General features: G+C 64.8%; 19 protein-coding genes. 5 read left to right on the top strand and 14 right to left on the bottom strand.

Going from position 1 to position 25,071, the window contains the following annotated elements; translation table 11 throughout:
• Positions 1–9 precede the first annotated feature (9 nt).
• The gene (locus tag GA0061098_RS44840; RefSeq protein ID WP_208610639.1) at positions 10–630 is read right to left on the bottom strand and encodes a TetR/AcrR family transcriptional regulator; all 621 of its coding nucleotides are present in this window, start codon (positions 628–630) and stop codon (positions 10–12) included.
• Positions 631–1,281: 651 nt separating this feature from the next.
• Here GA0061098_RS44840 and GA0061098_RS10460 point away from each other — a divergent pair.
• Positions 1,282–4,686 carry an acyl-[ACP]--phospholipid O-acyltransferase gene (locus GA0061098_RS10460; protein WP_091956246.1) on the top strand — a complete coding sequence of 1,135 codons (3,405 nt, stop codon included), beginning with the start codon at positions 1,282–1,284 and terminating at the stop codon, positions 4,684–4,686.
• A gap of 5 nt (positions 4,687–4,691) precedes the next feature.
• Complete coding sequence (locus GA0061098_RS10465) at positions 4,692–5,366, top strand: esterase/lipase family protein (RefSeq protein ID WP_091956247.1); 675 nt, start codon at positions 4,692–4,694, stop codon at positions 5,364–5,366.
• A gap of 4 nt (positions 5,367–5,370) precedes the next feature.
• On the opposite strand, the gene tcuB is transcribed toward GA0061098_RS10465, so the two are convergent.
• From tcuB to tcuA, 3 genes are read right to left on the bottom strand one after another with little or no spacing between them, the layout of a single operon-like run.
• Positions 5,371–6,471 (bottom strand): tricarballylate utilization 4Fe-4S protein TcuB, encoded by a 1,101-nt coding sequence (gene tcuB / locus GA0061098_RS10470; protein WP_091956248.1) that lies wholly within the window; start codon positions 6,469–6,471, stop codon positions 5,371–5,373.
• Between the two features lie 4 nt (positions 6,472–6,475).
• Positions 6,476–7,504 (bottom strand): alpha/beta hydrolase, encoded by a 1,029-nt coding sequence (locus tag GA0061098_RS10475; protein ID WP_091956249.1) that lies wholly within the window; start codon positions 7,502–7,504, stop codon positions 6,476–6,478.
• Between the two features lie 22 nt (positions 7,505–7,526).
• On the bottom strand, positions 7,527–8,918 hold the full coding sequence (gene tcuA, locus GA0061098_RS10480) for an FAD-dependent tricarballylate dehydrogenase TcuA (RefSeq protein ID WP_091956250.1): 1,392 nt from the start codon (positions 8,916–8,918) through the stop codon (positions 7,527–7,529).
• Between the two features lie 159 nt (positions 8,919–9,077).
• Between tcuA and GA0061098_RS10485 the strand changes: the two genes are divergently transcribed.
• The gene (locus GA0061098_RS10485; RefSeq protein ID WP_091956251.1) at positions 9,078–9,773 is read left to right on the top strand and encodes a GntR family transcriptional regulator; all 696 of its coding nucleotides are present in this window, start codon (positions 9,078–9,080) and stop codon (positions 9,771–9,773) included.
• Positions 9,774–9,784: 11 nt separating this feature from the next.
• Here GA0061098_RS10485 and ybaK read toward each other — a convergent pair whose 3' ends face one another.
• From ybaK to mobB, 10 genes are all read right to left on the bottom strand, one after another.
• The gene (gene ybaK, locus GA0061098_RS10490; RefSeq protein ID WP_091956252.1) at positions 9,785–10,258 is read right to left on the bottom strand and encodes a Cys-tRNA(Pro) deacylase; all 474 of its coding nucleotides are present in this window, start codon (positions 10,256–10,258) and stop codon (positions 9,785–9,787) included.
• Positions 10,259–10,488: 230 nt separating this feature from the next.
• Positions 10,489–13,257: a formate dehydrogenase subunit alpha gene (gene fdhF / locus GA0061098_RS10495; protein ID WP_091956253.1), complete on the bottom strand. Its 2,769-nt coding sequence runs from the start codon at positions 13,255–13,257 to the stop codon at positions 10,489–10,491.
• Positions 13,254–14,960, bottom strand: coding sequence for an NADH-ubiquinone oxidoreductase-F iron-sulfur binding region domain-containing protein (locus GA0061098_RS10500; protein WP_091956254.1), 1,707 nt, complete (start codon positions 14,958–14,960; stop codon positions 13,254–13,256). The genes fdhF and GA0061098_RS10500 overlap by 4 nt, the downstream gene beginning before the upstream one ends.
• 282 nt (positions 14,961–15,242) lie before the next feature.
• Positions 15,243–15,524, bottom strand: coding sequence for a hypothetical protein (locus tag GA0061098_RS10505; RefSeq protein WP_091956255.1), 282 nt, complete (start codon positions 15,522–15,524; stop codon positions 15,243–15,245).
• 87 nt (positions 15,525–15,611) lie between these two features.
• The gene (locus GA0061098_RS10510) at positions 15,612–17,264 is read right to left on the bottom strand and encodes an OFA family MFS transporter (protein ID WP_091956256.1); all 1,653 of its coding nucleotides are present in this window, start codon (positions 17,262–17,264) and stop codon (positions 15,612–15,614) included.
• A 345-nt stretch (positions 17,265–17,609) separates the two neighbouring features.
• Positions 17,610–19,634: a sensor histidine kinase gene (locus tag GA0061098_RS10515; protein ID WP_091956257.1), complete on the bottom strand. Its 2,025-nt coding sequence runs from the start codon at positions 19,632–19,634 to the stop codon at positions 17,610–17,612.
• On the bottom strand, positions 19,627–21,060 hold the full coding sequence (locus GA0061098_RS10520) for a sigma-54-dependent transcriptional regulator (RefSeq protein ID WP_091956258.1): 1,434 nt from the start codon (positions 21,058–21,060) through the stop codon (positions 19,627–19,629). The genes GA0061098_RS10515 and GA0061098_RS10520 overlap by 8 nt, the downstream gene beginning before the upstream one ends.
• Before the next feature lie 175 nt (positions 21,061–21,235).
• Complete coding sequence (locus GA0061098_RS10525) at positions 21,236–21,469, bottom strand: sulfurtransferase TusA family protein (RefSeq protein ID WP_091956259.1); 234 nt, start codon at positions 21,467–21,469, stop codon at positions 21,236–21,238.
• A 45-nt stretch (positions 21,470–21,514) separates the two neighbouring features.
• Positions 21,515–22,771 carry a molybdopterin molybdotransferase MoeA gene (locus GA0061098_RS10530; RefSeq protein WP_091956260.1) on the bottom strand — a complete coding sequence of 419 codons (1,257 nt, stop codon included), beginning with the start codon at positions 22,769–22,771 and terminating at the stop codon, positions 21,515–21,517.
• A gap of 9 nt (positions 22,772–22,780) precedes the next feature.
• Positions 22,781–23,308, bottom strand: coding sequence for a molybdopterin-guanine dinucleotide biosynthesis protein B (mobB, locus tag GA0061098_RS10535; protein WP_091956261.1), 528 nt, complete (start codon positions 23,306–23,308; stop codon positions 22,781–22,783).
• Positions 23,309–23,519: 211 nt separating this feature from the next.
• Between mobB and GA0061098_RS10540 the strand changes: the two genes are divergently transcribed.
• Positions 23,520–24,410 carry a formate dehydrogenase accessory sulfurtransferase FdhD gene (locus GA0061098_RS10540; RefSeq protein WP_091956262.1) on the top strand — a complete coding sequence of 297 codons (891 nt, stop codon included), beginning with the start codon at positions 23,520–23,522 and terminating at the stop codon, positions 24,408–24,410.
• On the top strand, positions 24,391–25,032 hold the full coding sequence (gene mobA, locus GA0061098_RS10545; protein WP_091956263.1) for a molybdenum cofactor guanylyltransferase MobA: 642 nt from the start codon (positions 24,391–24,393) through the stop codon (positions 25,030–25,032). The genes GA0061098_RS10540 and mobA overlap by 20 nt, the downstream gene beginning before the upstream one ends.
• Positions 25,033–25,071 lie beyond the last annotated feature (39 nt).

Below are 25,071 nucleotides of genomic sequence, written 5' to 3' on the forward strand. Positions count from 1 at the left end.
TCTCCGCCGTCACCGCGGAGGCACGATCCCGAGACCCACCAGATGCGCATCGATGAATTGTTCGACCTGCTGACGCAGCATCTGCGGCGGCACGGCCACCATGCGCTCCTCGAGACCGAGCGAGATGATGCCATGCACGGCAGAAAACAAGGTGCGCGACAACAGCGCGATCTTCACGTCATCCGCATCCGGTAGCAGCCGCACCAGGGGCGGATGCATCAGCGCAAAAGCGTCCATCACCATCTGCAGGATGTCGTCGGGATAAGGACGGTCGTCCTCCATCCGATGCTCGAACAGCGAGCGCAGCAGATTGGCGTGCTCCGCGAAGAATTCGAGATAGGTCTCGGCAAGCCCATAGAGCTGGCGAACGGGATCTTCGGCCGGAACCCCGCGAAGCCGGGCCGTAAGGGCCTGAACGGTCTCCCGATTGACGGTCAGGATTACCCCGTCGAAGTCGCCGAACTCGTTGTAGACGCTGCCAACGGAGCAGCCGGCGGCCTCGGCAACGTCCCGAACCTTCAACGATCTCAATCCTTTAGTCGCGATAATCCCCCGGGCAATCTCCAGGATCTGGAGCCGCCGCCGATTTTTTTTCTGATCCCGCAACGATTCTTCTTGAACATTGTTCATTTTCGAGCTACTCATGTGAACATTGTTCAAATTAACCTGGAGACGACCAAAATGCAAACCCTCGCTGTTGATATCGCCGCCACCTTCGTCGACGACGCCACCGCCCTGGTGACAGGCCTTGGCCGCGCCCTGCTGCGGTTCGCCATGACGCCGATCGATCGCATCGCAAATGCCTGCGACATCGCCGGCGTGCTTGCCGAACGCCGCGCGACCTTTCGGATGTGGCATTCGAGCCGCGCGCGCGCCCGTCAAGAGGGCCGCCGATTCAGCTTGCTCCGCCGCCTCTCGCCCTTTCGTCACCTCACCCATCTCACCTGAGGCGCACGCGACCTGCACACGCGGGTCGGCTCGAATGCAAGAACTGGTTGCAAGGAAGGACTCACCATGTCCCGATGTTCGCGGCCGATCTCGCCAGACTTCAGTGACGCGGTTCAGCTTTTCCTCATCGCTCGGCGCATACCCGATAAGGCGCGCCCAGATATTTTGCGAACCTAACGACACCGCTTGGAGACCAACAGGATCGGAGGGATCGAGGGGACAAGGCAGGCCGGCCATCAGCGCCCGCAATCGTTCGTCCCCTCCCCTTCCGGTCGTGACGCTTCAAAGACAACGTAACGAACCTCATTCTGCCTTTCCAAAACAGGACTAGTCATGATCAGGGAATTGATGTCGTCACGCCGCTTTGCCCCACTGTTCTGGGCGCAATTCTTCTCGGCGCTCAATGACAACGTGCTCAAGAACGCGCTCGTCATCATCCTGCTTTACAGTGCCGCAACCGGCCACGGCGATGCGCTGGTGACGGTGGCAGGCGCCGTCTTCATCTTCCCCTATTTCATCCTGTCCGGGCTCGGCGGCCAGCTCGCCGACAAATACGTCAAATCCGTCGTCGCAAGGCGGCTCAAATTCGCCGAGATCTTCGCCGCGGCCTTTGCCGCCGCCGGCTTCTTCCTGCACTCGGTGCCGCTCTTGTTCGCAGCGCTCGCCCTGTTCGGCGTCATCGCCGCGCTGTTCGGACCCGTGAAATACGCCATGCTTCCGGATCAGCTCGAGCTCGGTGAGCTCGCGACCGGCAACGCGCTGGTCGAAGGCGCGACCTTCATGGCGATCCTGCTCGGCACCGTCGCCGGCGGCCAGTTCGTGGCGGGATCCGCGCATATGGGCTGGGTCGCATCGGCCGTGGTCGTGCTGGCCCTGTTGTCATGGGCCTTCGCCTCCCGCATTCCGCAGACGACGCCTTCTGCGCCCGATCTGCCTGTCGACGCCAATCCCTGGACCTCGACGGTGGGCCTTCTCGAGACCCTGCATGCCGACCACCGGCTGTGGGACGGCACCGTGATCGTCTCCTGGTTCTGGCTGGTCGGCGCGATCGTGCTGTCGCTGCTGCCGGCGCTGGTCAAGGATGTCGTCGGCGGCACCGAGGGTGTAGTGACGCTGTGCCTTGCGATCTTCGCAATCGGCATCGCCATCGGCTCGCTGTTCGCTGCCAGCCTCAGCCACGTTCGCCCGAACCTCGCGCTGGTGCCGATCGGCGCCATCATCATGGGGTTTGCCGGCCTCGATCTCGCCTGGGCCATCGGCGTGACGGCCAAGGGCCAGGACATCACCGCGGCCGGTTTCGCGACCTCGTTCGCAGGCCTGCGTATGCTCGTCGACTTCGTCGCCTTCGCATTCGGCGGCGGCCTGTTCGTCGTTCCCTCCTTTGCCGCGGTGCAGGCCTGGTCGGCACCATCCGAGCGCGCCCGCATCATCGCCGCCGGCAACGTGCTGCAGGCCGCCTTCATGGTGGTCGGCTCGCTGTTCGTCGCGCTGCTGCAGGCGGCTGGCCTTCACATCGGCTGGATCTTCTTCGGGCTCGGCGTCGCCAGCTTCGGCGCGGTCTGGTTCGTGCTGACGAAATGGGGCAAGGAAGGCGTGCGCGATTTCGGCGGACTGCTGTTCCGCGCACTGTTCCGCACCGAGGTTCGCGGCCTCGAGAACCTGCCGCCTGCCGGCACGCGCATGCTGATCGCGCCGAACCATGTCAGCCTGATCGACGGCCCAATGCTGCACGCCGTGCTGCCGATCGACGCGAGCTTCGCGGTCGACACCGGCATCGCCAAGGCCTGGTGGGCCAAGCCGTTCCTGCGCGTCGTCAAGCACTACACCATGGATCCGAGCAAGCCGCTGGCTGCGCGCGACCTGATCAAGCTGGTTGCCGCCGGCGAACCGGTGGTGATCTTTCCGGAAGGACGCATCACCGTCTCCGGCTCGTTGATGAAGGTCTATGACGGCACCGCGATGATCGCGGACAAGGCCGACGCGGTGGTCGTGCCCGTTCGTATCGAAGGCGCGCAGCGCTCGCATCTCAGCTACCTCAACTCCAGCCAGATCAAGCGCTCGTGGTTTCCGCGGGTGACGGTCACCATCCTGCCGCCCGTCAAGCTTCCGGTCGACCCGGCGCTGAAGGGCAAGGCGCGCCGCAATGCCGCCGGCGCCGCACTTCAGGACGTGATGATCGATGCGATGGTCAAGAACGCCATGCTCGATCACTTGCTGTTCGAGGCGCTCGGACACGCCTATCGCGATCGCGACACCGGCAAGGTCATCATCGAGGACGCGCTCGGTACCAAGCTGACCTATCGCAAGCTGATCCTTGGCGCGCAGGTCTTGAGCCGGAAGCTCGAGACCTGCACCGCCGTGGGCGAGAATGTCGGTGTGCTGTTGCCGAATTCCGCGGGCGTCGCCGTGGTCTTCATGGCACTGCAGAACATCGGCCGGGTCCCGGCGATGCTCAACTTCTCGGCCGGCCCGGTCAACGTCCTCGCCGCCATGAAGGCCGCGCAGGTCAAGACCGTGCTGACATCGAAGGCCTTCATCGAGAAAGGCAAGCTCGACAAGCTGATGGCTGCGATCTCCGCGGAAGCCCGGGTCGTCTATCTCGAGGACGTCCGCGCCTCGATCGGTGTGGCCGACAAGATCAAGGGCTTGCTCGCAGGCACCGCGCCGCGCGTCGCCCGCCAAGCGAGCGACCCCGCCGTCGTGCTGTTCACGTCGGGTTCGGAAGGCACGCCCAAGGGCGTGGTGCTGTCCCATCGCAACATCCTTGCGAACGCGGCGCAGGCGCTGGCGCGGGTCGATGCCAACGCCAATGACAAGGTGTTCAACGTGCTGCCGGTATTCCACTCGTTCGGGCTGACCGGCGGGATGATGATGCCGATGCTCGCAGGCATTCCGATCTACATGTACCCCTCGCCGCTGCACTACCGGATCGTGCCCGAGCTGATCTACCAGACCGGCGCGACGATCCTGTTCGGTACCGATACGTTCCTCACCGGCTATGCGCGCTCGGCGCATGCCTACGACTTCCGCACCCTGCGCCTCGTGATCGCCGGCGCCGAAGCGGTCAAGGACCGGACGCGGCAGGTGTTCATGGAGCGCTACGGCATCCGCATCCTCGAAGGCTACGGCGTCACCGAGACCGCGCCCGTGCTGGCGATGAACACGCCGATGGCCAACCGCCCCGGCACCGTCGGCCGCCTCTCACCGCTGATGGAAAGCCGCCTCGATCCGGTCCCCGGCATCGAGGAGGGTGGACGGCTCTCGGTGCGTGGACCGAACGTGATGCTCGGATATTTGCGGGCCGAAAATCCCGGCGTGCTCGAAACGCTTCCCGACGGCTGGCACGACACCGGCGACATCGTCGCGATCGACGCGGCCGGCTTCATCACCATCAAGGGGCGCGCCAAGCGCTTTGCCAAAATTGCCGGCGAAATGGTGTCGCTGTCCGCGGTCGAGAGCATCGCCGCGACGTTGTGGCCGCAGGCTGCATCGGTCGCCGTCTCGATCCCCGATCCGCGCAAGGGCGAGCGCATCGTGCTGCTGACGACGGAGAAGAACGCCGAGCGCAGCGCGATGCAGGGCCAGGCCAAGTCGATCGGCGCGTCCGAGCTGACCGTTCCCGCGGCGATCATCGTGGTCGACAAGGTGCCGCTGCTCGGCACCGGCAAGACCGACTACGTCACCGCAACGACGATGGCCCGCGAGCAGGCGTCCGCGCCGGAGCGCGAGGTGGCGTAGGACAGATGCACGAGGCGCCTCAATCAGGCGACGCGCGACGCCCGAGAGTGGTTCTGCTTCACGGCATCGCGCGAACCTCGGCATCCCTGAGGAGGTTGGAGCGGGCGCTCCGCGCGGCCGGCTTCGCAACGCTCAACATCGACTATCCCAGCTGCAGCAAGCCGATCGCGGCACTTGCGGACGACATTCACCCGGCGATCGCCCGTTTCGCCGAACGCGACGCGCCGTTGCATTTCGTCGCGCATTCGATGGGCGGGCTCGTCGCGCGCGCTTATATCGCGAAACACCGGCCGGCCCGGCTTGGCCGCGTCGTGATGCTGGGCACGCCGAACAGCGGCAGCGAGGTCGCTGATCTCCTGCGGGGATTTTTGCCCTATCGCAAATTCTACGGGCCAGCCGGGCTCGAGCTCACCACCACGCCTGCGACCGCGCCGAATGCCCTCCCCGCCATCGACTATCCGGTCGGCGTGATCGCAGGAAGCCGCTTCATCGACCCTGTCGCCGGTCTCGTCGTTCTACCGAAGCCGAATGACGGGCGGGTGTCGGTGCGGAGCGCGATGCTGGCCGGTATGGCCGACCATATCGTCGTGAAGACGTCGCATACCGGGCTTCCGCGTCACGCTGCCGCAATCGAACAGACCATCGCCTTCCTGCGCGAGGGCCGCTTTCAACCGAGGTAACGGGTCACGCTGCGGTCCGCCGCTCCTGCGCATAGCGCACCAGCGCGGCGAAGCGATAGATGCCGTGCACGAACTTGCCGTAGGGCATGGTGACGAACAGCGCGAACACCGCGCCGAGATGCAGCGCCAGCAGCGGCCCCATGGCGGCGGTCTCACGCAGGACCAGAAGCGCCATGCCGGTGAATCCGGTCAGGAACAGCATGGCGATGAAGCCGACATCCATGCCGTAGCGGTTCTCGTCGAGCAGCGCCGGATCGCGTCGCATCCTGGCCGTGAACAGACCGACCGGGCCGATGATCAAACCGATTCCGCCGAGCGCGCCCAGCACCACGGGCAGGTCCCACCACGGATACGGCGCCTCGCGGCCGAGCAGATAGTGATACAGCGTAGCAACCGAGGTGGCGGCGAAGCACAGCAGGAAGCCGTAGAAGGTCAGGTGGTGATACAGCTTGCGCCGGTCGGTCGGCTTGTCGTCCTCGTTGTAGCAGCCGACACCGCCGCCATGGAGATAGCGCAGCTCGCCCGCATCGCGGATCGCCTGAATGATCGAACCGCCGTCGGCGCGGCCGCCGACGGGTGCGCCGATGTCGCGCCAGAAAGCGCGCACGCTCATCACGAGCGCCAGGATCGCATAGAGGAACGCGACGCTGAACAGCGCCGCCATCGCATTATGCGGCATCAGCCTGTAGAACGCGCCGGGGCCGGTGTGCACGCCGAACAGCACGCTGCGGTCGTTCAGGGCAGCGAAGCCGAGGATGAAGGCGGCCATGCTGAGCGCGGCGACGATGCTGATGACGAGGCCGTTGCGGGCGAAGGCGCCGGACAGCGCCCTCGGCCAGGCATAAGCGGCATAGGATTCCGCGCGCGCAATTGCAAGCGTCTGGGGAACGTTGACGTTGAACTCGTGCGGCGGCGAGAACTGGCAATCGACGTAGCAGGCGCCGCAGGAATGGCAGAGATTGGCGAGATAGTTGAGGTCGCCGTCGGAGAAGGCGCGGCGCATTTCCATCGCGGGAAATACCGCGCACAGCCCCTCGCAGTAGCGGCAGGAATTGCAGACCGTCATCAGACGGTCGGCCTCGTCCAGAATTCTGGTTCCGTGCATGGCTTTACTTCGTCAGGCCCTTAGTCTCGAGCCATTTCTGAATAAGGCCCGCGACCTCGAGGTTGTTCTTGTCCATCATCACCATATGCGAATTGCCCTTGATGCCGGCCTGTGGGAGGTCGACGACGTCGACGCTGCCGCCGGCAGCCTTGATGGCGTCGGCAAAGGCGATGCCGTTGGCGCGGATCTTGGGCCAGCGTGAATCGCGCTCGATATAGTCGCCATAGATGATGAGGGTCGGGATGTTCTTCAGCACATCCGCCTTGGCGGGATCGCCGATGCCGGCCGGCTCGATCGCGATCAGCGCCTTGACCTTGCCGGGCCGGGCTTGCGCGACCTTGAAGCCGAAGCTGCCGGCCTGGCTGTGGAACAGGATCACCGAGGGGCCGACGCGATCGATCTCGGCGATATAGGCAGCGACGATCGCATCATCCGTCGTGGTCCAGCGCGGCACGTTCTGCTTGACGAAGTTCTCGTAGCCCTCGACGGGAAACTGGTTGCCCGGCAACAGCTTTCGCTTGGCGGGATCGGCATCGTAGGAGTTGGGCCCTTCGCCGATGCGGAAACGTTCGAACGCATTGGCGGTGGTGAGGAAGACCGGCTCGCTCTTGAATATGTCGGGGTATTGCGCCCAGCCAGCGCGCCCGCGCTCTACCGCGTCGGAATTGTAGACCGCCCACCCCTTGCGCAGAAAATAGTTCAGCCAGCCTTCGCGCCCATCGGGCGTAGTCTCGTAGGTGACGCCGGTCAGTCCGCCGCCATGCCACATCAGCAGCGGATAGGCGCCCTTCTCGTTCGCGGGCAGGAAATACTGCACGTACATCTGCTCGACCTGATACGTCCCGTTGGGATCGACCTTGGCCGGCACGCCGCCTGGCGTGAACACGACCTCCTTCACCGGCTTGCCGGAGATTTCGACGAGACGTCCGCCGACGTGGAACGAACCCATGTCGCGCAGGGTGATCGGCTCGGCGGCGTAGGCGTGGCTGACGGTCAACAGCGCCGTGATCGAAGCAATGGCAATGCGCGACATGGTTCCTCCCAGATTCTTTTCTTTAGTTCTTCGCATGGCGTGCCGCTTCCCGACCCGCGATCCGCCCGAACACGCTGCCGATGGTCATGCCCATGCCGGCGGCATAGCCTTTGCCGAGCACGTTGCCAGCCATGATCTCACCGGCCGCGAACATGTTGGCCGACGGCTTACCGTCAGCCATCAGCATCCGCGCCTCCTTGGTTACGCGCGTGCCGAGATAGGTGAAAGTGATGCCGGGCCGCACCGGATAGGCGAGATAAGGCGGCGTCTCGATCTTGCGCGCCCAGTGCGTCTTCTGCGGCGTGATGCCCTCAGTGCGGCAGTCGTCCAGAATGGTGTGATCGAAGGTGCCTGATAGCACCGCGGCGTTGAATTCGGTAATAGTCTTTTCCAGCGCGGCCGGGTCGAGCTCCAGCTTGCCGGCGAGCTCGGCCACCGTCTGTCCGGCGATCGGCGGAAACAGCGTCGGCATGAAGCTCGTGACCACGGTGGAGTCGAAGATGATGTAGGCGATCTGGTCGGGCTGCGCCGCGACCAGCCGGCCCCAGATCGCGTAGCGCTTCGGCCAGATATCCTCGCCCTCGTCATAGAAGCGCTGGGCATGCTTGTTGACGACAATGCCGAACACCACGGAGTCGTGCCGCGTGATGATCCCGCCGTCGAATTTCGGCGCGCGGGCATCGATCGCGACCGCATGGCACTGCGTGGGGTCGCCGACCTCCTGCACACCCTTGTCGAGCAGCATCTTCAGGATCGAACCGCGATTATAGGGCGTGCCGCGGATCAGGAAATTGTCGGCGGCTTCGCCCCAATATTGCTTGAGCCAGTCGATGTTGGCCTCGAACCCGCCGGCCGCGGCGACCAGCGAGGTCGCGCGGATCTCGGTCTCGTCCCCGATCGGCCGTTTCAAGCGCGCGGCGAGGAACATGCCGTCTTCGATCACGAGGTCGGTGACCTCGGCGTCGTATTTGACCTCGACGCCGAGCCGCTCTGCAGTGAGATAGAGTGCATTCAGCATTGCGCGGCCGCCGCCGAGGAAGAAGGAATTGGTGCGGCCGAGGCTCAGCGTGCCGCCAAGCGAGGGCTGCCAGCGCACGCCCTGCTCCACGATCCAGTTCAGGATATCCTTGGACTCGCGGATCATGTGGCGCGCGAGCATCTCGTCGGTCTGCCCGCCGGTGACGCGCAGCAGATCCTCCCAGAATTCCTCTTCGGTGTAGGGGCCGGTCAGGATTTCGGTTGCGGCGTCATGGGCGCAACGCATGTTGCGGGTGTGGCGGGTATTGCCGCCGCGATAGAATTTCGGCGCGCCTTCGAGCACCAGCACCGAAGCACCGCCGCGCCGCGCCGCGATCGCCGCGCACAGCGCCGCGTTGCCGCCGCCGATCACCAGCACGTCGTATTTGCTGCTCATGCCGTCCGTCCGATGCGACGAAGTTGGAGACGTTCTGCCTGCCGGCCGTCGCGGTCAACCCAGACAGCCATTGCGTACGTTTGTATACAAAGATATACAGAAGCGCCGCAAGCGCCATCTCTGCATGGGCAGGATGCGCGTGGCGGCCGATGAGGGGCCATGGCCAGACGGCCGACGAAGACAGGCGGATCGATTGCGCGCGGCGCCGGCGTTGCGCTGGGCGAAGCCGTGTTTCGCTCGCTCTGCGAAGCGCTGCAGGCCGGCAGCTATCGCGCCGGCGACCGTCTGCGCGAGGAAGAGGTCGCGCAGCGGCTCAAGGTCAGCCGCACCCCCGTGCGCGAAGCGCTCGGCCGGCTCGCCGCGCGCGGCTTCGTGGAGCCTGCCGGCGGCCGCGGGCTGATCGTGCGCAATCTCGACATCTCCGAGGTACTTGAGCTCTACGCCATGCGCGAGATCATGGAAGGCGCCGCGGCGCGCCTTGCCGCCGAACACGCTTCGGCGCCCGAGGTCGATGCGCTCCGGGATATCGAGCAGGCTTTTGTCGAGTCCTCCGCGACAGACGCCGCCGAGATGGCAGGAGAATTGGCAAGGCTCAACCGCGCGTTCCACGAAGCCATCTGCCGCGCCGCGCGCAACCGCTATCTCGACAATGCCTCGCGCGAATTACAGGACTGGATCGCGCTGCTGGGTCCGACCACCTTCACGGTGACAGGCCGTCCCTCGACCAGTCACGGCGAGCATCAGGCGATCATCGACGCCATCGCCGCCCGCGACGGCGACAAGGCCGAGCAGCTTGCGCGCGCACACATCCGCGAGGCGCTGCGCTGCCGGCTCAAGCTGTTGCAGAAGCAGTAGGCGCGTGACGCTCAGGCCACGACGTCGGCAACGATCGCCTTCAACGTGTCCTGCACATCGGCTGGCTTCAGCCGCACCTGCAAGCCGCGCTGGCCGCCATTGAGATAGACCAGGTCATGCGCGAGCGTGCTCTGCTCGATCACGGTGCGCACGGGCTTGCGCTGACCGAACGGGCTGATGCCGCCGACCTTGTAGCCGGTGACGCGCTCGGCCTCGGGCGGCTTCATCATCTGCGCCGACTTACCGCTCGCGGCCGCTGCTAGCTTCTTCATCGAGACTTCCTGGTCGGACGGCACGATCACGCAGACCGGCTTGCCATCGACCAGCGCCATCAGCGTCTTGAGGACGCGCGCCGGGTCTTCGCCCAGCGCGGCCGCCGCCTGGAGCCCGATGCTCTCGGCATCAGGATCGTACTCGTAGGTGTGAACGGTGAAGGCAACACCGGCGGCTTCAAGCGCACGGGTGGCTGGGGTGGCTTTGGACATGGGCGATGTGTAGCACCGGTGCGGCGGAGAACGAAGTCGAACACCACGCTCTCAGCCGTCGTCCTGGCGAAAGCCAGGACCCATTACCCCAGGGAGGAATTTGGCGAAGATTAGTGGTGCGCGGTACTGCGACCGTCTGCAATCGATGGATCACGCGGTATGGGTCCTGGCTTTCGCCAGGACGACACCGAGGGTTTGGCAGCAACGCGCCGCCAAACGAATACCGGACCCTACTCCGCAGCGTCCCGCATCTCCGCGCGTTCGGCTCTGGCCGCGCAGAACTTGAACTCCGGGATCTTGCCGAACGGATCGAGCGCCGGGTTGGTCAAAAGGTTCGCAGCCGCCTCCGCGTAGCAGAACGGCATGAACACCATGTTCTCCGGCACGTCGCGGTCGGAGCGGACCTTGACCTCGACCGCGCCGCGGCGAGTCTCCAGGCGAATGAAATCGCCCGGCACCAGCTTCTTCTTGCGCATGTCCTTCGGCGACATGAACGCGACGGCCTCGGGCTCGATCTGATCGAGCACCTGCGCACGGCGCGTCATCGAACCGGTGTGCCAGTGCTCCAGCACGCGGCCGGTCGACAGCACCATCGGATACTCGGCGTCGGGAATCTCGTCCGGCGGAATGACCTTGGCCGGCACGATCTTGCCGCGGCCGCTGGCGGTCGGGAATCCCGTGGTGAAGATGATCTCGTTGCCGGGCTTGTTCGGATCGTCGACCGGATAGGTCACGGCGCCTTCGCGCACCAGCCGCTCCCAGGTGATGTTCTTCAGCGACGGCATCAGCTCTGCCATCTCGGTGAAGACATCGCCGGGGCCGGCGTAATTCCAGGGCAGGCCCATGCGCTTGCCAATCTCCTGGATGATCCAGAGATCCTGCCGTGCATCGCCGGGCGGCTTGATCACCTGACGCGCGAGCTGCACGCGGCGATCGGTGTTGGTGAAGGAGCCGTCCTTCTCCGCGAACGCCGAAGCCGGCAGGATGACGTCGGCATGGAACGCGGTCTCGGTGACGAAGAGATCCTGCACCACGAGATGATCGAGCATGGCGAGTGCCTGGCGCGCATGCTGCAGATCCGGATCGGACATCGCGGGGTTCTCACCCTCGATATACATGCCCGTGATCTCGCCGGCGTGGATCGCATTCATGATCTCGACCACGGTCAGGCCGCGGACGGGATCGAGGTCCTGCTGCCACAGCTTTTCGAAGCTGCCGCGCAGATCGTCGCGCCCCACCGGCTGATAGTCCGGCAGGAACATCGGGATGAGGCCGGCGTCGGAGGCGCCCTGCACGTTGTTCTGGCCGCGCAGCGGATGCAGGCCGGTGCCGGGACGGCCGACCTGGCCGGTGATCAGCGCCAGCGCGATCAGGCAGCGCGCATTGTCGGTGCCGTGGACATGCTGGCTGATGCCCATGCCCCAGAAGATGATTGACGATTTTGCGCGGGCATATGTCCGGGCAACCTCGCGCAGAGTTTGCGCCGGGACGCCGCAGATCGCCTCCATCTTCTCGGGCGTGAACTCCTTGATCTTCTCCTTGAGGTCCTCGAAGCCTTCGGTGTAGCCGGCGATGTACTGGTCGTCGGTCAGGCCTTCGGTGATGATCGTATTGATCATCGCGTTCAGCATGGCGACGTCGGAGCCGGGCTTGAACTGCAGATGCTTGGTCGCATGGCGCGACAGCGTCTGCCGGCGCGGATCCATCACGAACAGCTTGGCGCCGTTCTGCTTGACCGCATTCTTGATGAAGGTCGCGGCGACCGGATGGTTCACGGTCGGGTTGGCGCCGATCACGATGATGACCTCGGCATCCATCGCGGCCGAGAATGGCGCCGACACCGCGCCCGAGCTCAGGCCTTCGAACAGCGCCGCCACCGACGAGGCGTGGCACAGACGGGTGCAATGGTCGACGTTGTTGGAGCCGAAGCCGGTGCGCACCAGCTTCTGGAATAGATAGGCCTCTTCGTTCGAGCCCTTGGCCGAGCCGAAGCCCGCCAGCGCCTTCACGCCCTTCTCGTCGCGGATCTTGACGAGGCCCTTGGCGGCGATGTCGAGCGCTTCCTCCCAGCTCGCTTCACGGAAATGCGTGAAGGGATTGGCGGGATCGACCTGGTCGTTGGAATCCTTCTTCGCGTTCGGCAGCCGCACCAGCGGCTTGGTCAGGCGATGCGGGTGATGGATGTAGTCGAAGCCGAAGCGGCCCTTGACGCAGAGACGGTTGCGATTGGCGGGGCCGTCGCGGCCCTCCGCATAGATCACCTTCTCGTCCTTGACCTCGTAGGTCACCTGACAGCCGACGCCGCAGAACGGGCAGAGCGAATCCACCTTCTTGTCGGGGTAGGTGACACGGGTCTGCTTCTCGTCGAGCATCACGGCCGGCATCAACGCGCCGGTCGGGCAAGCCTGCACGCATTCGCCGCAGGCGACGCAGGTGGACTCGCCCATGGGATCGTCGAAGTCGAACACGATCTTCGAGCCATGGTTGCGGTAGGCCATGCCGATGACGTCGTTGACCTGGACCTCGCGGCAGGCGCGCACGCACAAGCCGCACTGGATGCAGGCGTCGAGGTTGACGCGCATCGCCGGATGGCTGGCGTCGGTTGCCCAGCGCTCGGCGGCGGGGAAGCGGCTCTCTGTGACCCCCGTCGTCTCGGCCCAGTGCCAGAACTTCGAATCCGGATCGTGCGAGGTCTCGCGCGCCGGCTGGTCGGCGACGAGCAGCTCCATCACCATCTTCTGCGCCGACACCGCGCGCGCGGACTCCGACTTCACCTTCATGCCGACCGACGGCGTGCGCTTGCAGGATGCAGCGAGCACGCGCTCGCCCTCGATCTCGACCATGCAGGCACGGCAATTGCCGTCAGGCCGATAGTCGGGCGCCGGCGAATAGCACAGATGCGGGATCTCGCGGCCCTGGCGTTTTGCGACTTGCCAAATCGTCTCGCCGGGATTGGCTTCGACCTGCTTGCCGTCGAGCTCAAACGTAATCTTGGTCATTCGGCCGCTTCCTTGAACTCGTCAGGGAAATATTTGATCACGGTGGCCAGCGGATTCGATGCCGCCTGTCCAAGCCCGCAAATCGAGGCATCGCGCATCGCCTGGCTCAATTCTTCCAGAAGAGCGCGGTTCCACACCGGCTTCTGCATCAGCAGCGCCGCCTTCTGGGTTCCGACGCGGCACGGCGTGCACTGGCCGCAGCTCTCGTCCTCGAAGAATTTCATCAGGTTCAACGCCGCCGCGCGCACGCTGTCCTTTTGCGACAGGATCACGATCGCGGCAGAGCCGATGAAGCAGCCGTATTTTTCCAGCGTGCCGAAATCGAGCGGGATGTCGTCCATCGACGCCGGCAGGATACCGCCGGATGCGCCGCCCGGCAGGTAGGCGTAGAATTGATGGCCATCGGCCATGCCGCCGCAATATTCGTCGATCAGCTCGCGCACGGTGATGCCCGCGGGCGCGAGCTTCATGCCGGGATTCTTGACGCGGCCCGAGACCGAGAAGCTGCGCAGGCCATGACGCTCGTGGCGGCCATTGCCCTTCCACCAATCAGCACCCTTCTCGACGATATCGCGCACCCACCACAGCGTCTCGATATTGTTGATCAGCGTCGGCAGGCCGAACAGGCCGACCTGGAACGGATAAGGCGGCTTGTGCCGGGGCAGGCCGCGCTTTCCCTCGATGCTTTCCAGCAGCGAGGACTCTTCTCCGCAGATATAGGCACCGGCGCCGCGGCGCATGTGCAGCGTCGGGCCGCCCGGCGGAAGCTTTGCGATCTCGCGCTCCAGGATCTCGCGCGAGGCCGGATATTCGTCGCGCAGGTAGATGTAGACATCGGAGGCCTGCACCACATGCGCGCCGATCAGCATGCCCTCGATGAAACGATGCGGATCGCTTTCGAGATAGACGCGATCCTTGAACGTGCCGGGCTCGCCCTCGTCGCCGTTGATCGCCATCAGCCGCGGACCAGGTTCGCCGAGCACGGCGCGCCATTTACGTCCCGTCGGGAAGCCGGCGCCGCCAAGGCCACGCAGCGAAGCATCGTCGAGCCCCTTCAACAGATCGTCCTTCGACAACTCGCCGGAGCGCACGCGATTGAGCAGCTTGTAGCCGCCGCCGGCGACATAAGCGTCGTAGTCGACATATTTGGGCAGATGGGCGTGGGTGTCGCCGGCCTTCGCGGCCGCCATCACATTGGCGACGGTCGCATGATCGACGAAGTTGTGGCCGACTTCCGCGGCTGGCGCGGTGTCGCAGCGACCGACGCAGGGCGCGCGGACGACGCGGATGCCGGGACCCGATGAGCTCTGCAGATCCTCGAGCAGCTTCTCAGCCCCGAGCATCGCGCAGGTGATAGAATCGCAGACGCGGATCGTCAGCGGGGCGATATCCGACTCGCCTTCCTTCACCACGTCGAAATGCGCGTAGAACGTCGCGGTCTCGAACACCTCGGCGAAGGCGAGCTTCATCTCGTCGGCGAGCGCGGCCAGATGCGCGGCCGAGATCTGATGATATCTGTCCTGGATCAGGTGCAGATATTCGATCAGGAGATCACGCCGCCGCGGCCTGTCGCCGAGCAGCTGCTCGATCTCGTGCGCGGCGGTGGGATCGACCTGCCGCCCCTTGGGCGTGGCCTTGGCTCGCTTGCGTCCCTCACCGGGATGCTCGAACGGGCGGACCTTGTGCACGTCGTCGTGGCTCATCGATTCGTCTCGATCTCGTCTTTTAGAACGGGTCTAGTCTTAGCCCCTGGCATGCCAGATGCCAAGCAAATTATCACGCTCGCGGAAGCAGTTAAGCGCAGCCCTAGGGAAGCTTTGGATCGCTGCCGGACACGGCCTTGCGCTCGTCCGACGCGCCAATCGATAGAACGAAGCCTGAATCGATCTGGAGATCAATAAAGGCTTCCCATGCTGCGATAGCGAAGTCGTATCAAGCTCCATTCGAGGCAGTGGGTGCTCCGCCAAGACTCGGATGCTGACGGGTCAGCTTTTGCCCATGCACTCCTCGATATAGAACCAGCGATCGTCGCCCGCGAGGCCCTTGGCCTTCACGTCCTTGCGGCACTCCTTAAGCTTCGGCTTGTTGGCGATCCACTTGGCCTTCATGTCCTTGAGCTTCTGCGCGGTCAGCTTGATCTTGCCGGGCTTGGCCTCGGTCGCGGCGGGCGGCGTTGCGGCCGGTGTAGCGGCGGTCTGCGCGGATGCGGATTGCAGGGCGCCGGCAACGAGCAGCATGGCGGCGACACAAACGAGTTTACGAACCATCGAATTCCCCCAGGGGTGATTTTGAACTCTCGAAATGAGCGGCGGGAGCGCGCGCATGGCGCGCTCCCGCTCGCGATGAATGGGCGATCAGAATATCTTGACCGCGCTCTCCAGCGTCTTCCAGACACCCCAAGCCAAGGGAACGCCGACGAAGGCCCAGAATAGCGCCGCCTTGGCGTCGAGCCCGCCAAATCCGATGCCATAGGAGCCGTGCGGCCCCGCGGCAGCGGCGCTGGCGCTCGCCGCCTGCAACTTGGCGACGTCGGCCTCCTTCATGTGCCACTTCGAATCGACCGGCTTGATCAGATAGTTGCAGATCAGGCCCGCGATCAGCATCGCGCACAGGATGTACATGGTCGTGTTGTAGAGCTGGTCGCGCGGCACGCCGGCCGCGAGCTGGAACTCGCGGATGTAGTTCACGACAACCGGGCCGATGATGCCGGCCGTCGACCACGCCGTCAGCAGCCGGCCATGGATGGCGCCGACGAACTGGGTACCGAACATGTCGGCGAGATAGGCCGGCACGGTGGCGAAACCACCGCCATACATCGACAGGATGATGCCGAAGCCGAGCACGAACAGCAGCTTCGAGCCCATCGCCGCGAAGGTCGGCGCCAGTGCGTAGAGCACGATGCCGAGGATGAAGAAGGTGTAATAGGTGTTCTTGCGCCCGATCTTGTCAGACAGCGACGCCCAGAAGAAACGGCCGCCGATGTTGAACAGCGACAGCAATCCGGCGAAGCCGGCGGCGATCGCCGCGATCTGCGCCTTCTGCCCGGCATCGAGCGCGTTGAAACCGACGTCGGGCAGGCCGATCAGCTTGCCGCCGAATATCTCCTGGAGCATCGGCGAGGCCATGCCGATCACGCCGATACCCGCCGACACATTGAGGCAGAGCACCCACCAGATCAGCCAGAACTGCGGGGTCTTGTGCGCGTCGTTGAGATGGACGTTGTTCTTCGAGATCATCGCGTTGGCCTTGACCGGCGGGGTCCAGCCCTCGGGCTGCCAGCCGGGCGGCGGCAGGCGATAGCGGAATGCGCCGATCATCATGAACACGAAGTAGATGACACCCATCGCGACGAAGGTCTCCCAGACGCCGACCGAACTCGGGGTCTTGAAATAGTTCATCAGCAGGTTCGCCAGCGGCGCGCCGATCATGGCGCCGCCGCCGAAGCCCATGATGGCCATACCGGTCGCCATGCCGCGGCGGTCCGGGAACCACTTCACCAGCGTCGACACCGGCGAGATGTAGCCAAGGCCGAGGCCGACGCCGCCGATCACGCCCGATCCCAGCCACAACAGCCACAGCTGATGGGTGTAGACGCCGATCGCACCGAGGAAGAGTCCGCCGCACCAGCACAGCGCCGAGACGAAGCCGGCCTTGCGCGGACCCACTCGCTCCAGCCAGCCACCCCACACCGCCGCGGCAATGCCGAGCAGCACGAAGAACAGCGTGTACATCCATCCCATGCTGGCGACCTTCCAGTCGCAGCTAGTCGTGAACAGTTCCTGCAACAGCGAAATGTCGCCGCAGGTCTTCGGCGCGGTCACGCCGATCGCGCGCGACAGCGGCAGCCAGAACACCGAGAAGCCGTAGGCCATGCCGATGCAGAGGTGGATGCACAGCGCCGCCGGTGGCACCAGCCAGCGATTGAACCCGGCGGTCGCGATCGTGCGTTCACGATCGAGGAAGCCGGAAGCACCAACCGGTGCAAGAACGGTATCGGCAGTCGTCATAAGCATTCCCTCCCAAGCGCGGCCTTGCCGGCACATCGGTTCGAGACCGGTCATGTGCGTGCTTGTCAGCCGCGCATGACAGGTCGGACTTCATTCATGCCGAAGTGGAATCGTCTGGTGCGCATCCGTCTTGTGCGCCGAGCAAGCAACTGATCGCGGGCGATGTCCCTTCGCCTCGCAAGCAGCGTTGCCGTGACGGCTATCGCGCCCTCGTCCCCCTCAACACCCTGTCTTGAGAAGAGCAACGCGCGTGCCAGAAGTCGCATCGTGACGATTCAACGACTTCCCGCAGCGCAACGTGCCGCGCCGGACAGAATGTCCTGAATCCAAGGACAAAATGTCCAATCAGGTCGCTTCGGGCAGCCACATCGTGAAGGTGCTCCCGGAACCGAGGTGGCTTTCGGCCGTGATCTGTCCGCCCTGGCGCTTGATCAGCGTCTGGCTGATGGAGAGGCCCAGTCCGGTGCCTTGCCGCCGTTTCGTGGTGTAGAAGGGGTCGAAAATCTTTTCGATCACGTCTGCGCTCATGCCGATGCCGGTATCAGTGACCTCGATGGCGACGCCTTGATGGCCGTCGCGCTCGGCATCGAAGGAGCGGAGCGTCAGGGTTCCGCCGTCCGGCATGGCGTGGATCGCGTTGACGATGAGATTGACCAGGACCTGCTGCAGCTCGTTCCGGTTCATCAGCACGAGCCGGCTGGCGCGGTCGTGCCTGACCACGGCGATCTCGGTCTTGTTCAGAAGATGCTGCACCAGCGGCAAGCAATCGGAGATGACGCTTGTCGGCGCATGGCGCTCGACATAGCCGGCATATTCCTCCGGCCTTGCAAACTGCAACAGCTTGGTCACGATCTGGCTGATGCGGTGAATCTGCTCGTCGAGCAGGCGAAACTCGACCTTCGCCTTGTCGGCATCGGCCCCGAACACGCTGCGGATGACGTCGAGATTGCCCTGCATCACGGCGATCGGATTGTTGATTTCGTGCGCAACGCCGGCGGTGATCTCGCCGATCGCAGCCAGCTTCTCGGACATGATGAGTTGCTTGGTGGTTGCCTCGAGCTTGAGATTGGCGTGCTCGAGGTCCCGGGTGCGCTCCAGCACGCGGACGTTCAGTTCCTCATTCCACTCCCGGAGCTGTCGGTCGCGTTCCTGGATCTGGTCGAGCAGGCTGTCGAGATGAACCGCGACGCGGCCGATCTCGTCACCCAACACCGGCATCTTGGTGCGGGCGGAGAGGTTCCCGCGCTCCACCTCGCCGATCGTCGCCGTGACGCGCTCCAGCGGCATGAAGATGGAGGTCGCCCAGCGCAGGAAGATCGGTACGGTCGCGGCGGTGATCGCGATGAACGCTGCGATGATGATCACCAACGTCTGGTATTTGGCTTCGCTGAACGGCTTCTCCAGAAAGCCGACATAGAGCATGCCGACCCGCTTGCCATAACTGTCGACCAGCGGCTCGTAGGCGGAGATGTACCAGTCATTGACCACGAAAGCGCTGTCGAGCCAGGTGTGCCCCTCGCCCAGCACGGCCGAGCGCACCGCCGCCGACACGCGCGTGCCGAGCGCGCGCCGTCCCTCGAACAGACGGACGTTGGTCGATATCCGCACGTCGTCCAGGAACAGCGTCGCGGTGCCCTGGCTGCCCTCCGGCAGGCTCGCCGCGCGGTAGACGAGATCGTTGATCGTGTCGATGAATTCGAGATTCTGATTGAGCAGCGTGCCGCCGACCAGCGCAGCGGCACCCCCGTCAGGCAGCATCGCCCGGCTCGCCGCGTGCACGACCATGCCGCGCGTCTCCGTGCTGCGGTCGGTCGGCACCGCATTCGGGGTCGGCACGAGATCCAATCGCGCGCGCTCGGCCAGGGCCGGCGAAATTGCGGCCAGCTCGTCATTGCCGAAAATATCGACGCCGGTCGCAGGGACCTGACCCGACAGCGCCGACATGATGATCGGCCAGTCGCCTCTCGGTTGATGCTGCAGCGGGGGCGATGAGGCCAGAATGTCGCCGCGATCGTTGGTCAGGTACAGGAAATCGAGACCGATCTCCTTGCGGGTCTCGTCGAGCAGGTCCTGCAGCGAGCCGCGCGCATCCGGCGCCAGCACCTCCTGGAAGCGCGCCGACAGGCCGAGCGCCCGGATCTGGACGCCGGTCTTTTCCAGGATGCGGGCGAGATATTGATGGGCGATGGTGAGATCGCCATTCACCTTGGAGATCAGGGCCGCGTCGAATTTCGCGTTCCAGCGATAGATTGCAACGCCGAGCAGGAGCGGCAGGATGACCAGCATCGGCAGCAGAGCGATCGCGAGCAGCCGGAAACGGACGGAGCGTCCCCGCACGAGCTCACTGCTGCGGCCGGCACCATCAGACATCCCATAACGCGCATTTGCGGTCGATGGTCTTGCGCGAGATACCGAGACGCCGAGCCGCCTCCTCGCGATTGCCATTGACCTCCTTCAGCACGCCGAGGATGTGACGTCGCTCGAGCTCGGCGAGACTGTCGGCAGGCGCCGACTGACCGTCGTTGCGGGGACCGGCGAAATCGTCGGGGAAGGCGCCGAGGATCAGCGTGCGCTCGATCAAATTGCGCAGCTCGCGCACATTGCCCGGCCAGTCATAGCTTGCGAGCGCCGCCCGCACCGAGGCGTCGATCGGCACCGGCGGCATGCCGAGCTGAGTCGACAGCTTGCTCATGAAGATGGCGGCAAGCTCCTGCACGTCGTCGCCACGATCCTTCAGGAGAGGCAGGTGGATCTGCATCACGTTGAGCCGGTAGAACAGATCGGCTCGGAAACGGCCCTTCTCGACCTCTTTCTGAAGCTCGGCATTGGTTGCGAAGATGAAGCGCAGGTCGACCGGAACTTCACGCTCGGAGCCAACCGGACGGACGCGGCGGTCTTCGAGCACGCGGAGCAGCTTGCTCTGCATCGGCAGCGGCAGCTCACCGATCTCGTCGAGGAACAGCGTGCCGCCATGCGCATACAGGAACAAGCCCTCACGCCCCGAATCGGCGCCGGTGAAGGCGCCTTTGATGTGCCCGAACAGCTCCGCCTCGATCATCTCGGGCGGGATCGCCGCGCAATTCACGGGCACGAAGGGCTTGTCGGCGCGGTCGGACAACGAGTGGATCGAGCGTGCTGCCACTTCCTTGCCGGTGCCGGATGCGCCGGTGAGGAGAACCGAGGTCGGCAGGCGTGCGACGCGCGCGATGGTCTCACGCACGCGCAACGTCGCGGCCGATTGTCCGATCAGATTGTCGCGCAGAAAGGTGCGGTCGGACGAGGCACGCAGGGCATAGCGCAGGACATAGTTCTCGCGCTGGAGGCGGACACGGTCGAGGCATCGTGCCACCGCGTTGAGGATCTGGTTGGAGCGGAACGGCTTGAGCACGAAATCGGCTGCACCGGCGCGCAGGGCCTGGATCGCGGTGTCGAGGTCGGCATAAGCGGTGATCAGGATGGCGTCGGCGAAAAAGCCGACGGCGCGCTGCTCGGCGAGCCAATCGACGCCGTTCTTGCCTGGCATGATGTTGTCGAGAATGACGACGTCGTAGCGGTTGGAATCGAGCTTGCGCGAGGCCTGGTCGGTATCGGCCGCTTCGTCCACCAGCTTGCAGCGCGGCGCAAGCGTACGCACCAGGAAATTGCGCATGCCCGGCTCGTCGTCGACGATCAGGATCGAGGCCTGCGCCAGCGCGCCGAACTCCGGCCCTGCAGCCGTCTTGCCGGGCTTGACGGCAGGCTCGCGGCCCGCCGCGGGACCTGCGGCAGCGCCTGCCCGCGATGTTGAGAAAGTCATGCCCGACGTCTTCGAGAGTCTTGGGTTTGAGGGGGATTGAGGGTCTTGGGCTTGAGAGTCTTGGGTTTGAGCTCATCCACGGCACCAATCGGCGCCTTTCGCATTGCAACGAAGTTCCGGCCGGGTCCCGCGCAGGCAACATAGTCAAACGTCGCCGCCGTGAATATTCGCCTTTCTACGGGGCGTCGCTCTTTTCGACCAGGAACACGATGCGCGCCTCGTTGCGCTCGGTGATCTCGACCTTGTCGCCGGTCTCGCGGATCAGGTTCGGAATGTCAATCACCGACAAGGGATCGGTGCAGTGGACCTCGAGCTGATCGCCCGGCTGTAACGGCTTCAACGCCTTGCGCGTCTTCAGGGCGGGCAGCGGACATTTCAGTCCGGTGAGATCGAGCGTCATTCTGGTCATGGGCGCAACATGGCGGGACCGATCGATGGCGTCAACGCAAGGCCGCTAGAGCAGATCGGCGTAGGACAAAAAGCCTACGTTTTGTCCTGGCTCGACGCCCGTGACGCTCTCACCGAGCTCGACGAGACCGTCGGTCTCGACCAGCGAGGACAACAGCCCGGCCCCTTCGCGCGGGAACTTCACCGCCTCCAGCGTGCCGTCCTGCGCCCGCCGCAAGGAGACGCGAACATATTCGCGCCGGCCCGCCTTCTTCTTGTAGGCGAAAGCCGCCCGCAGGGGGATCGGCAGAAGCGGCTCCGGCAGGCCACCGGCGAGCGCCAGCACTGTCGGTCGCACCACATGGACGAAGGTGACGAAGCTCGCGACGGGATTGCCGGGCAATCCGATCAGCGGCGTGCCGTCGATGATACCCATTGCCACGGGACGGCCAGGCTTGATCGCCATCCGCCACAACACCAGCGAGCCGATGCTCTCGACCGCCGCCTTGACGTGGTCCTCCTCGCCGGTCGAGACGCCGCCGGTGGTGAGGATCAGGTCATGATCACCGGCCACCTGCTTCAAGCCATTCGCGAGCGAGGTCCGCTCGTCGCGCAAGATGCCGAGATCACTGACCTCGCAGCCGAGCCGGCGCAGCATCGCCATCAGCATGAAGCGGTTGGAATCGAACAATTGCGAGGCCGCGCGCGGCTCGCCGGGCGAGGCCAACTCGTCGCCGGTCGAGAACACCGCAACGCGAATGCGCCTGATGACGTCGAGACTGACAAGACCGAACGCGGCGGCGAGCGCGACATGCTGCGGCCGCAAGCGCTGGCCGGCGCGCAGCGCAATGTGCCCCTTCGGGATGTCCTCGCCCGCGGGGCGGACATTGGCGCCGGGCTTCAGCCCCGGCGGCAGCACGATCTTGCCGTCATCGTCGATGCGAACGTCCTCCTGCATGAAGACGGTTTCTGCATCCGGCGGCATCGGCGCGCCCGTGAAAATGCGCGCGGTGTGGCCGGGCTTGATCGGCGCCTGTGCGAGGCCGCCGGCCTGGATGCGGCCATCGAGCGGGAACGCCCGCTCCGCGCTTTCAGGAATGTCGCCGTTGCGCACGGCATAGCCGTCGACGGCCGAGTTGGTGAAGGGCGGCAGCGGCAAGGGCGCTGCGACATCGCGCGCCAGCACGCGCCCGTCTGCATCGATGAGCGCCACCGTCTCCAGATCGGCGATCGCGTTGACGCGCGTCGTGATCAGGCCGACGGCCTCGTCGACCGACATCATCGGGCCGCCGAAGGCAAAGCAATCGTCCGACAGTTGCGCCATGGTGCCTCGTCAGCGCATCGCAGCGCTTCTAGCGACCGCTTCCTCGACCGGCATCGCCGCGCGCAGCATCAATGATGCGGCTGCCGCGATATCGTCGAGATGGACAGTCGGCAGCTTGGTGTCAATGGCGGTGTCGGCCGCGATCCCGGCAATCCCCGGATCGTCGGGAAACAGCAACGGCTTGCCGTTCGCCGCGCGATGCACCTCGATCTTGCGATGCGGCTCACGCTTGAAGCCCTCGACCACGACGAGATCGACCGCGGAAAGCTTGCTTAGGAGCTCTGGCAGCCGCGGCTCCGCCGCCCCGCGCAATTCGTGCATCAGGGCCCAGCGGTTTGACGACGCAACCAGCACCTCGGCCGCGCCGGCTTCGCGATGGCGCCAGGAATCCTTGCCGGGCACATCGACGTCGAACTGGTGATGCGCATGCTTGATGACCGAGACGCGCAGCCCTTGCGCGTTGAAATGCGGGATCAGCCGCGTCAACAGCGTGGTCTTGCCCGCACCGCTCCAGCCTGCAAGGCCGATGATTTTCATTCCAGCTCCGTGTCCGCGAGCGACTTGGTTTTGGTGGAACCGCTATCCCTCCCCGTCATTGCGAGCGCAGCGAGGCAATCCAGACTGCTTCCACGGTGGCACTCTGCATTGCTTCGTCGCTCCGCTCCTCGCAATGACGAACGGAGGCATTTCGTTTTCCGTCAGCATGCTTATATCGGCTTGACCCGAATGTCATGCTAACCTCGCCGCCATGATGAAGATCGACAAAGCCCCCGTGCCCCTGATCGTCCCTGACACGGCCGACCCGCGCCTGACCCAGAGCGTGACCGGGACCGACCAGACCGGCGCCAGGGTCGAGATCAAGGTGCCGATGGAGCGGCCGCTGACGCTCTACCTGAATTCCCAGGAGATCGTCACCATGATGACGATCGGCGATTACCCCGAATATCTGGCGCTCGGCTACCTGCTGAACCAGAACATGCTGAAATATAATGACGTGGTCACGGAGGTCGAATACGACGACGACCTCCAGGTGGTCGTGGTGCGCACCACGCACCACACCAATTTCGAGGCCAAGCTGAAGAAGCGCACGCAGACCTCGGGCTGTGCGCAGGGCACCGCCTTCGGCGATCTGCTCGAGGCGGTCGAAAGCGTCGCACTGCCGAAGGCCGAGCTGCGCACCTCCTGGCTTTACCAGATGACGCAGACCATCAACACCATGCCCTCGCTCTATCTCGAGGCCGGCGCGATCCATGGCTGCGTGCTGTGCAGGGAGGGTACTCCGCTCTGTTACACCGAAGACGTCGGCCGCCACAACGCCGTCGACAAGATCGCGGGCTGGATGTACCGCCACGGCGTCGACGCCTCCGACAAGATCCTCTACACCACGGGGCGGCTCACCTCGGAGATGGTGATCAAGACGGTCCGCATGGGCATTCCGATCCTGGTGTCGCGCTCCGGCTTCACCGCCTGGGGCGTCGATCTCGCAAGACAGGTCGGGCTGACGCTGGTTGGACGCACCCGCGGCAAGCGCTTCATCGCGCTCGCGGGCGAGGAACGCATCGTCTACGACCAGGACCTCGCTTACGTCGAGGAAGAGTCGGCGAAGCACAAGCGCAAGGGTGAAGCTGGTGACGACTGACATTCTGCCGACGCAAGGCGTGCTGCTCGCCGGCGGCCTGGCGCGGCGCATGGGCGGTGGCGACAAGCCGATGCGCACCATCGGCGGCCGCACCATCCTGGCGCGCGTGATCGCGCGCCTTTCGCCCCAGTGCAGCGGACTGATCCTCAACGCGAACGGCGATCCCGCGCGTTTCGCCGCGTTCGGCCTGCAAGTCGTCGCCGACGACGTGCCCGGCTTTCCCGGTCCGCTCGCCGGCATCCTCGCCGCGCTCGACTGGACTGCGGCGAACCGGCCGGGCATCGAATGGGTGCTCAGCGCCGCCGGCGACTGCCCGTTCCTGCCGCGCGATCTGGTTGCGCGCCTGCATGAAGCGCGGAGCCAAGAGAACGCCCAGCTCGCGGTCGCGGCATCAGGCGAGCAGTCGCATCCCGTGATCGGCCTGTGGCGCGTCGGCTTGCGCGACGAGCTCAGGCACGCGCTGGTCGTCGAGGACCTCCGCAAGATCGACCGCTGGACCGTGCGCTATCCACTCGCAACGGTGACGTGGCCAACCGAGCCGCTAGATCCGTTCTTCAACGCCAATACGGTCGAGGATATCGCCGAGGCGGAACGACTGGCAGCGCTGGATGATGCATCCTGAGGCATTGCCTGTTCATGGCCTTGAGCTCCTGGCTATGAA

Origin of the sequence: Bradyrhizobium shewense (assembly GCF_900094605.1) — a bacterium.
In the GTDB taxonomy this organism is placed as follows: Bacteria; Pseudomonadota; Alphaproteobacteria; order Rhizobiales; family Xanthobacteraceae; genus Bradyrhizobium; species Bradyrhizobium shewense.

Bases quoted from the DNA above. Each gene is read 5' to 3' on its own strand.
- GA0061098_RS10510 (WP_091956256.1), bottom strand. From the start codon at position 17,264: ATGACGACTGCCGATACCGTTCTTGCACCGGTTGGTGCTTCCGGCTTC.
- GA0061098_RS44840 (WP_208610639.1), bottom strand. From the start codon at position 630: ATGAACAATGTTCAAGAAGAATCGTTGCGGGATCAGAAAAAAAATCGG.
- GA0061098_RS10500 (WP_091956254.1), bottom strand. From the start codon at position 14,960: ATGAGCCACGACGACGTGCACAAGGTCCGCCCGTTCGAGCATCCCGGT.
- GA0061098_RS10515 (WP_091956257.1), bottom strand. From the start codon at position 19,634: ATGTCTGATGGTGCCGGCCGCAGCAGTGAGCTCGTGCGGGGACGCTCC.
- fdhF (WP_091956253.1), bottom strand. From the start codon at position 13,257: ATGACCAAGATTACGTTTGAGCTCGACGGCAAGCAGGTCGAAGCCAAT.
- GA0061098_RS10460 (WP_091956246.1), top strand. From the start codon at position 1,282: ATGATCAGGGAATTGATGTCGTCACGCCGCTTTGCCCCACTGTTCTGG.
- GA0061098_RS10475 (WP_091956249.1), bottom strand. From the start codon at position 7,504: ATGTCGCGCATTGCCATTGCTTCGATCACGGCGCTGTTGACCGTCAGC.
- GA0061098_RS10485 (WP_091956251.1), top strand. From the start codon at position 9,078: ATGGCCAGACGGCCGACGAAGACAGGCGGATCGATTGCGCGCGGCGCC.
- GA0061098_RS10540 (WP_091956262.1), top strand. From the start codon at position 23,520: ATGATGAAGATCGACAAAGCCCCCGTGCCCCTGATCGTCCCTGACACG.
- GA0061098_RS10525 (WP_091956259.1), bottom strand. From the start codon at position 21,469: ATGACCAGAATGACGCTCGATCTCACCGGACTGAAATGTCCGCTGCCC.
- GA0061098_RS10505 (WP_091956255.1), bottom strand. From the start codon at position 15,524: ATGGTTCGTAAACTCGTTTGTGTCGCCGCCATGCTGCTCGTTGCCGGC.
- GA0061098_RS10520 (WP_091956258.1), bottom strand. From the start codon at position 21,060: ATGACTTTCTCAACATCGCGGGCAGGCGCTGCCGCAGGTCCCGCGGCG.
- ybaK (WP_091956252.1), bottom strand. From the start codon at position 10,258: ATGTCCAAAGCCACCCCAGCCACCCGTGCGCTTGAAGCCGCCGGTGTT.
- tcuA (WP_091956250.1), bottom strand. From the start codon at position 8,918: ATGAGCAGCAAATACGACGTGCTGGTGATCGGCGGCGGCAACGCGGCG.
- mobB (WP_091956261.1), bottom strand. From the start codon at position 23,308: ATGAAAATCATCGGCCTTGCAGGCTGGAGCGGTGCGGGCAAGACCACG.
- GA0061098_RS10465 (WP_091956247.1), top strand. From the start codon at position 4,692: ATGCACGAGGCGCCTCAATCAGGCGACGCGCGACGCCCGAGAGTGGTT.
- tcuB (WP_091956248.1), bottom strand. From the start codon at position 6,471: ATGCACGGAACCAGAATTCTGGACGAGGCCGACCGTCTGATGACGGTC.
- GA0061098_RS10530 (WP_091956260.1), bottom strand. From the start codon at position 22,771: ATGGCGCAACTGTCGGACGATTGCTTTGCCTTCGGCGGCCCGATGATG.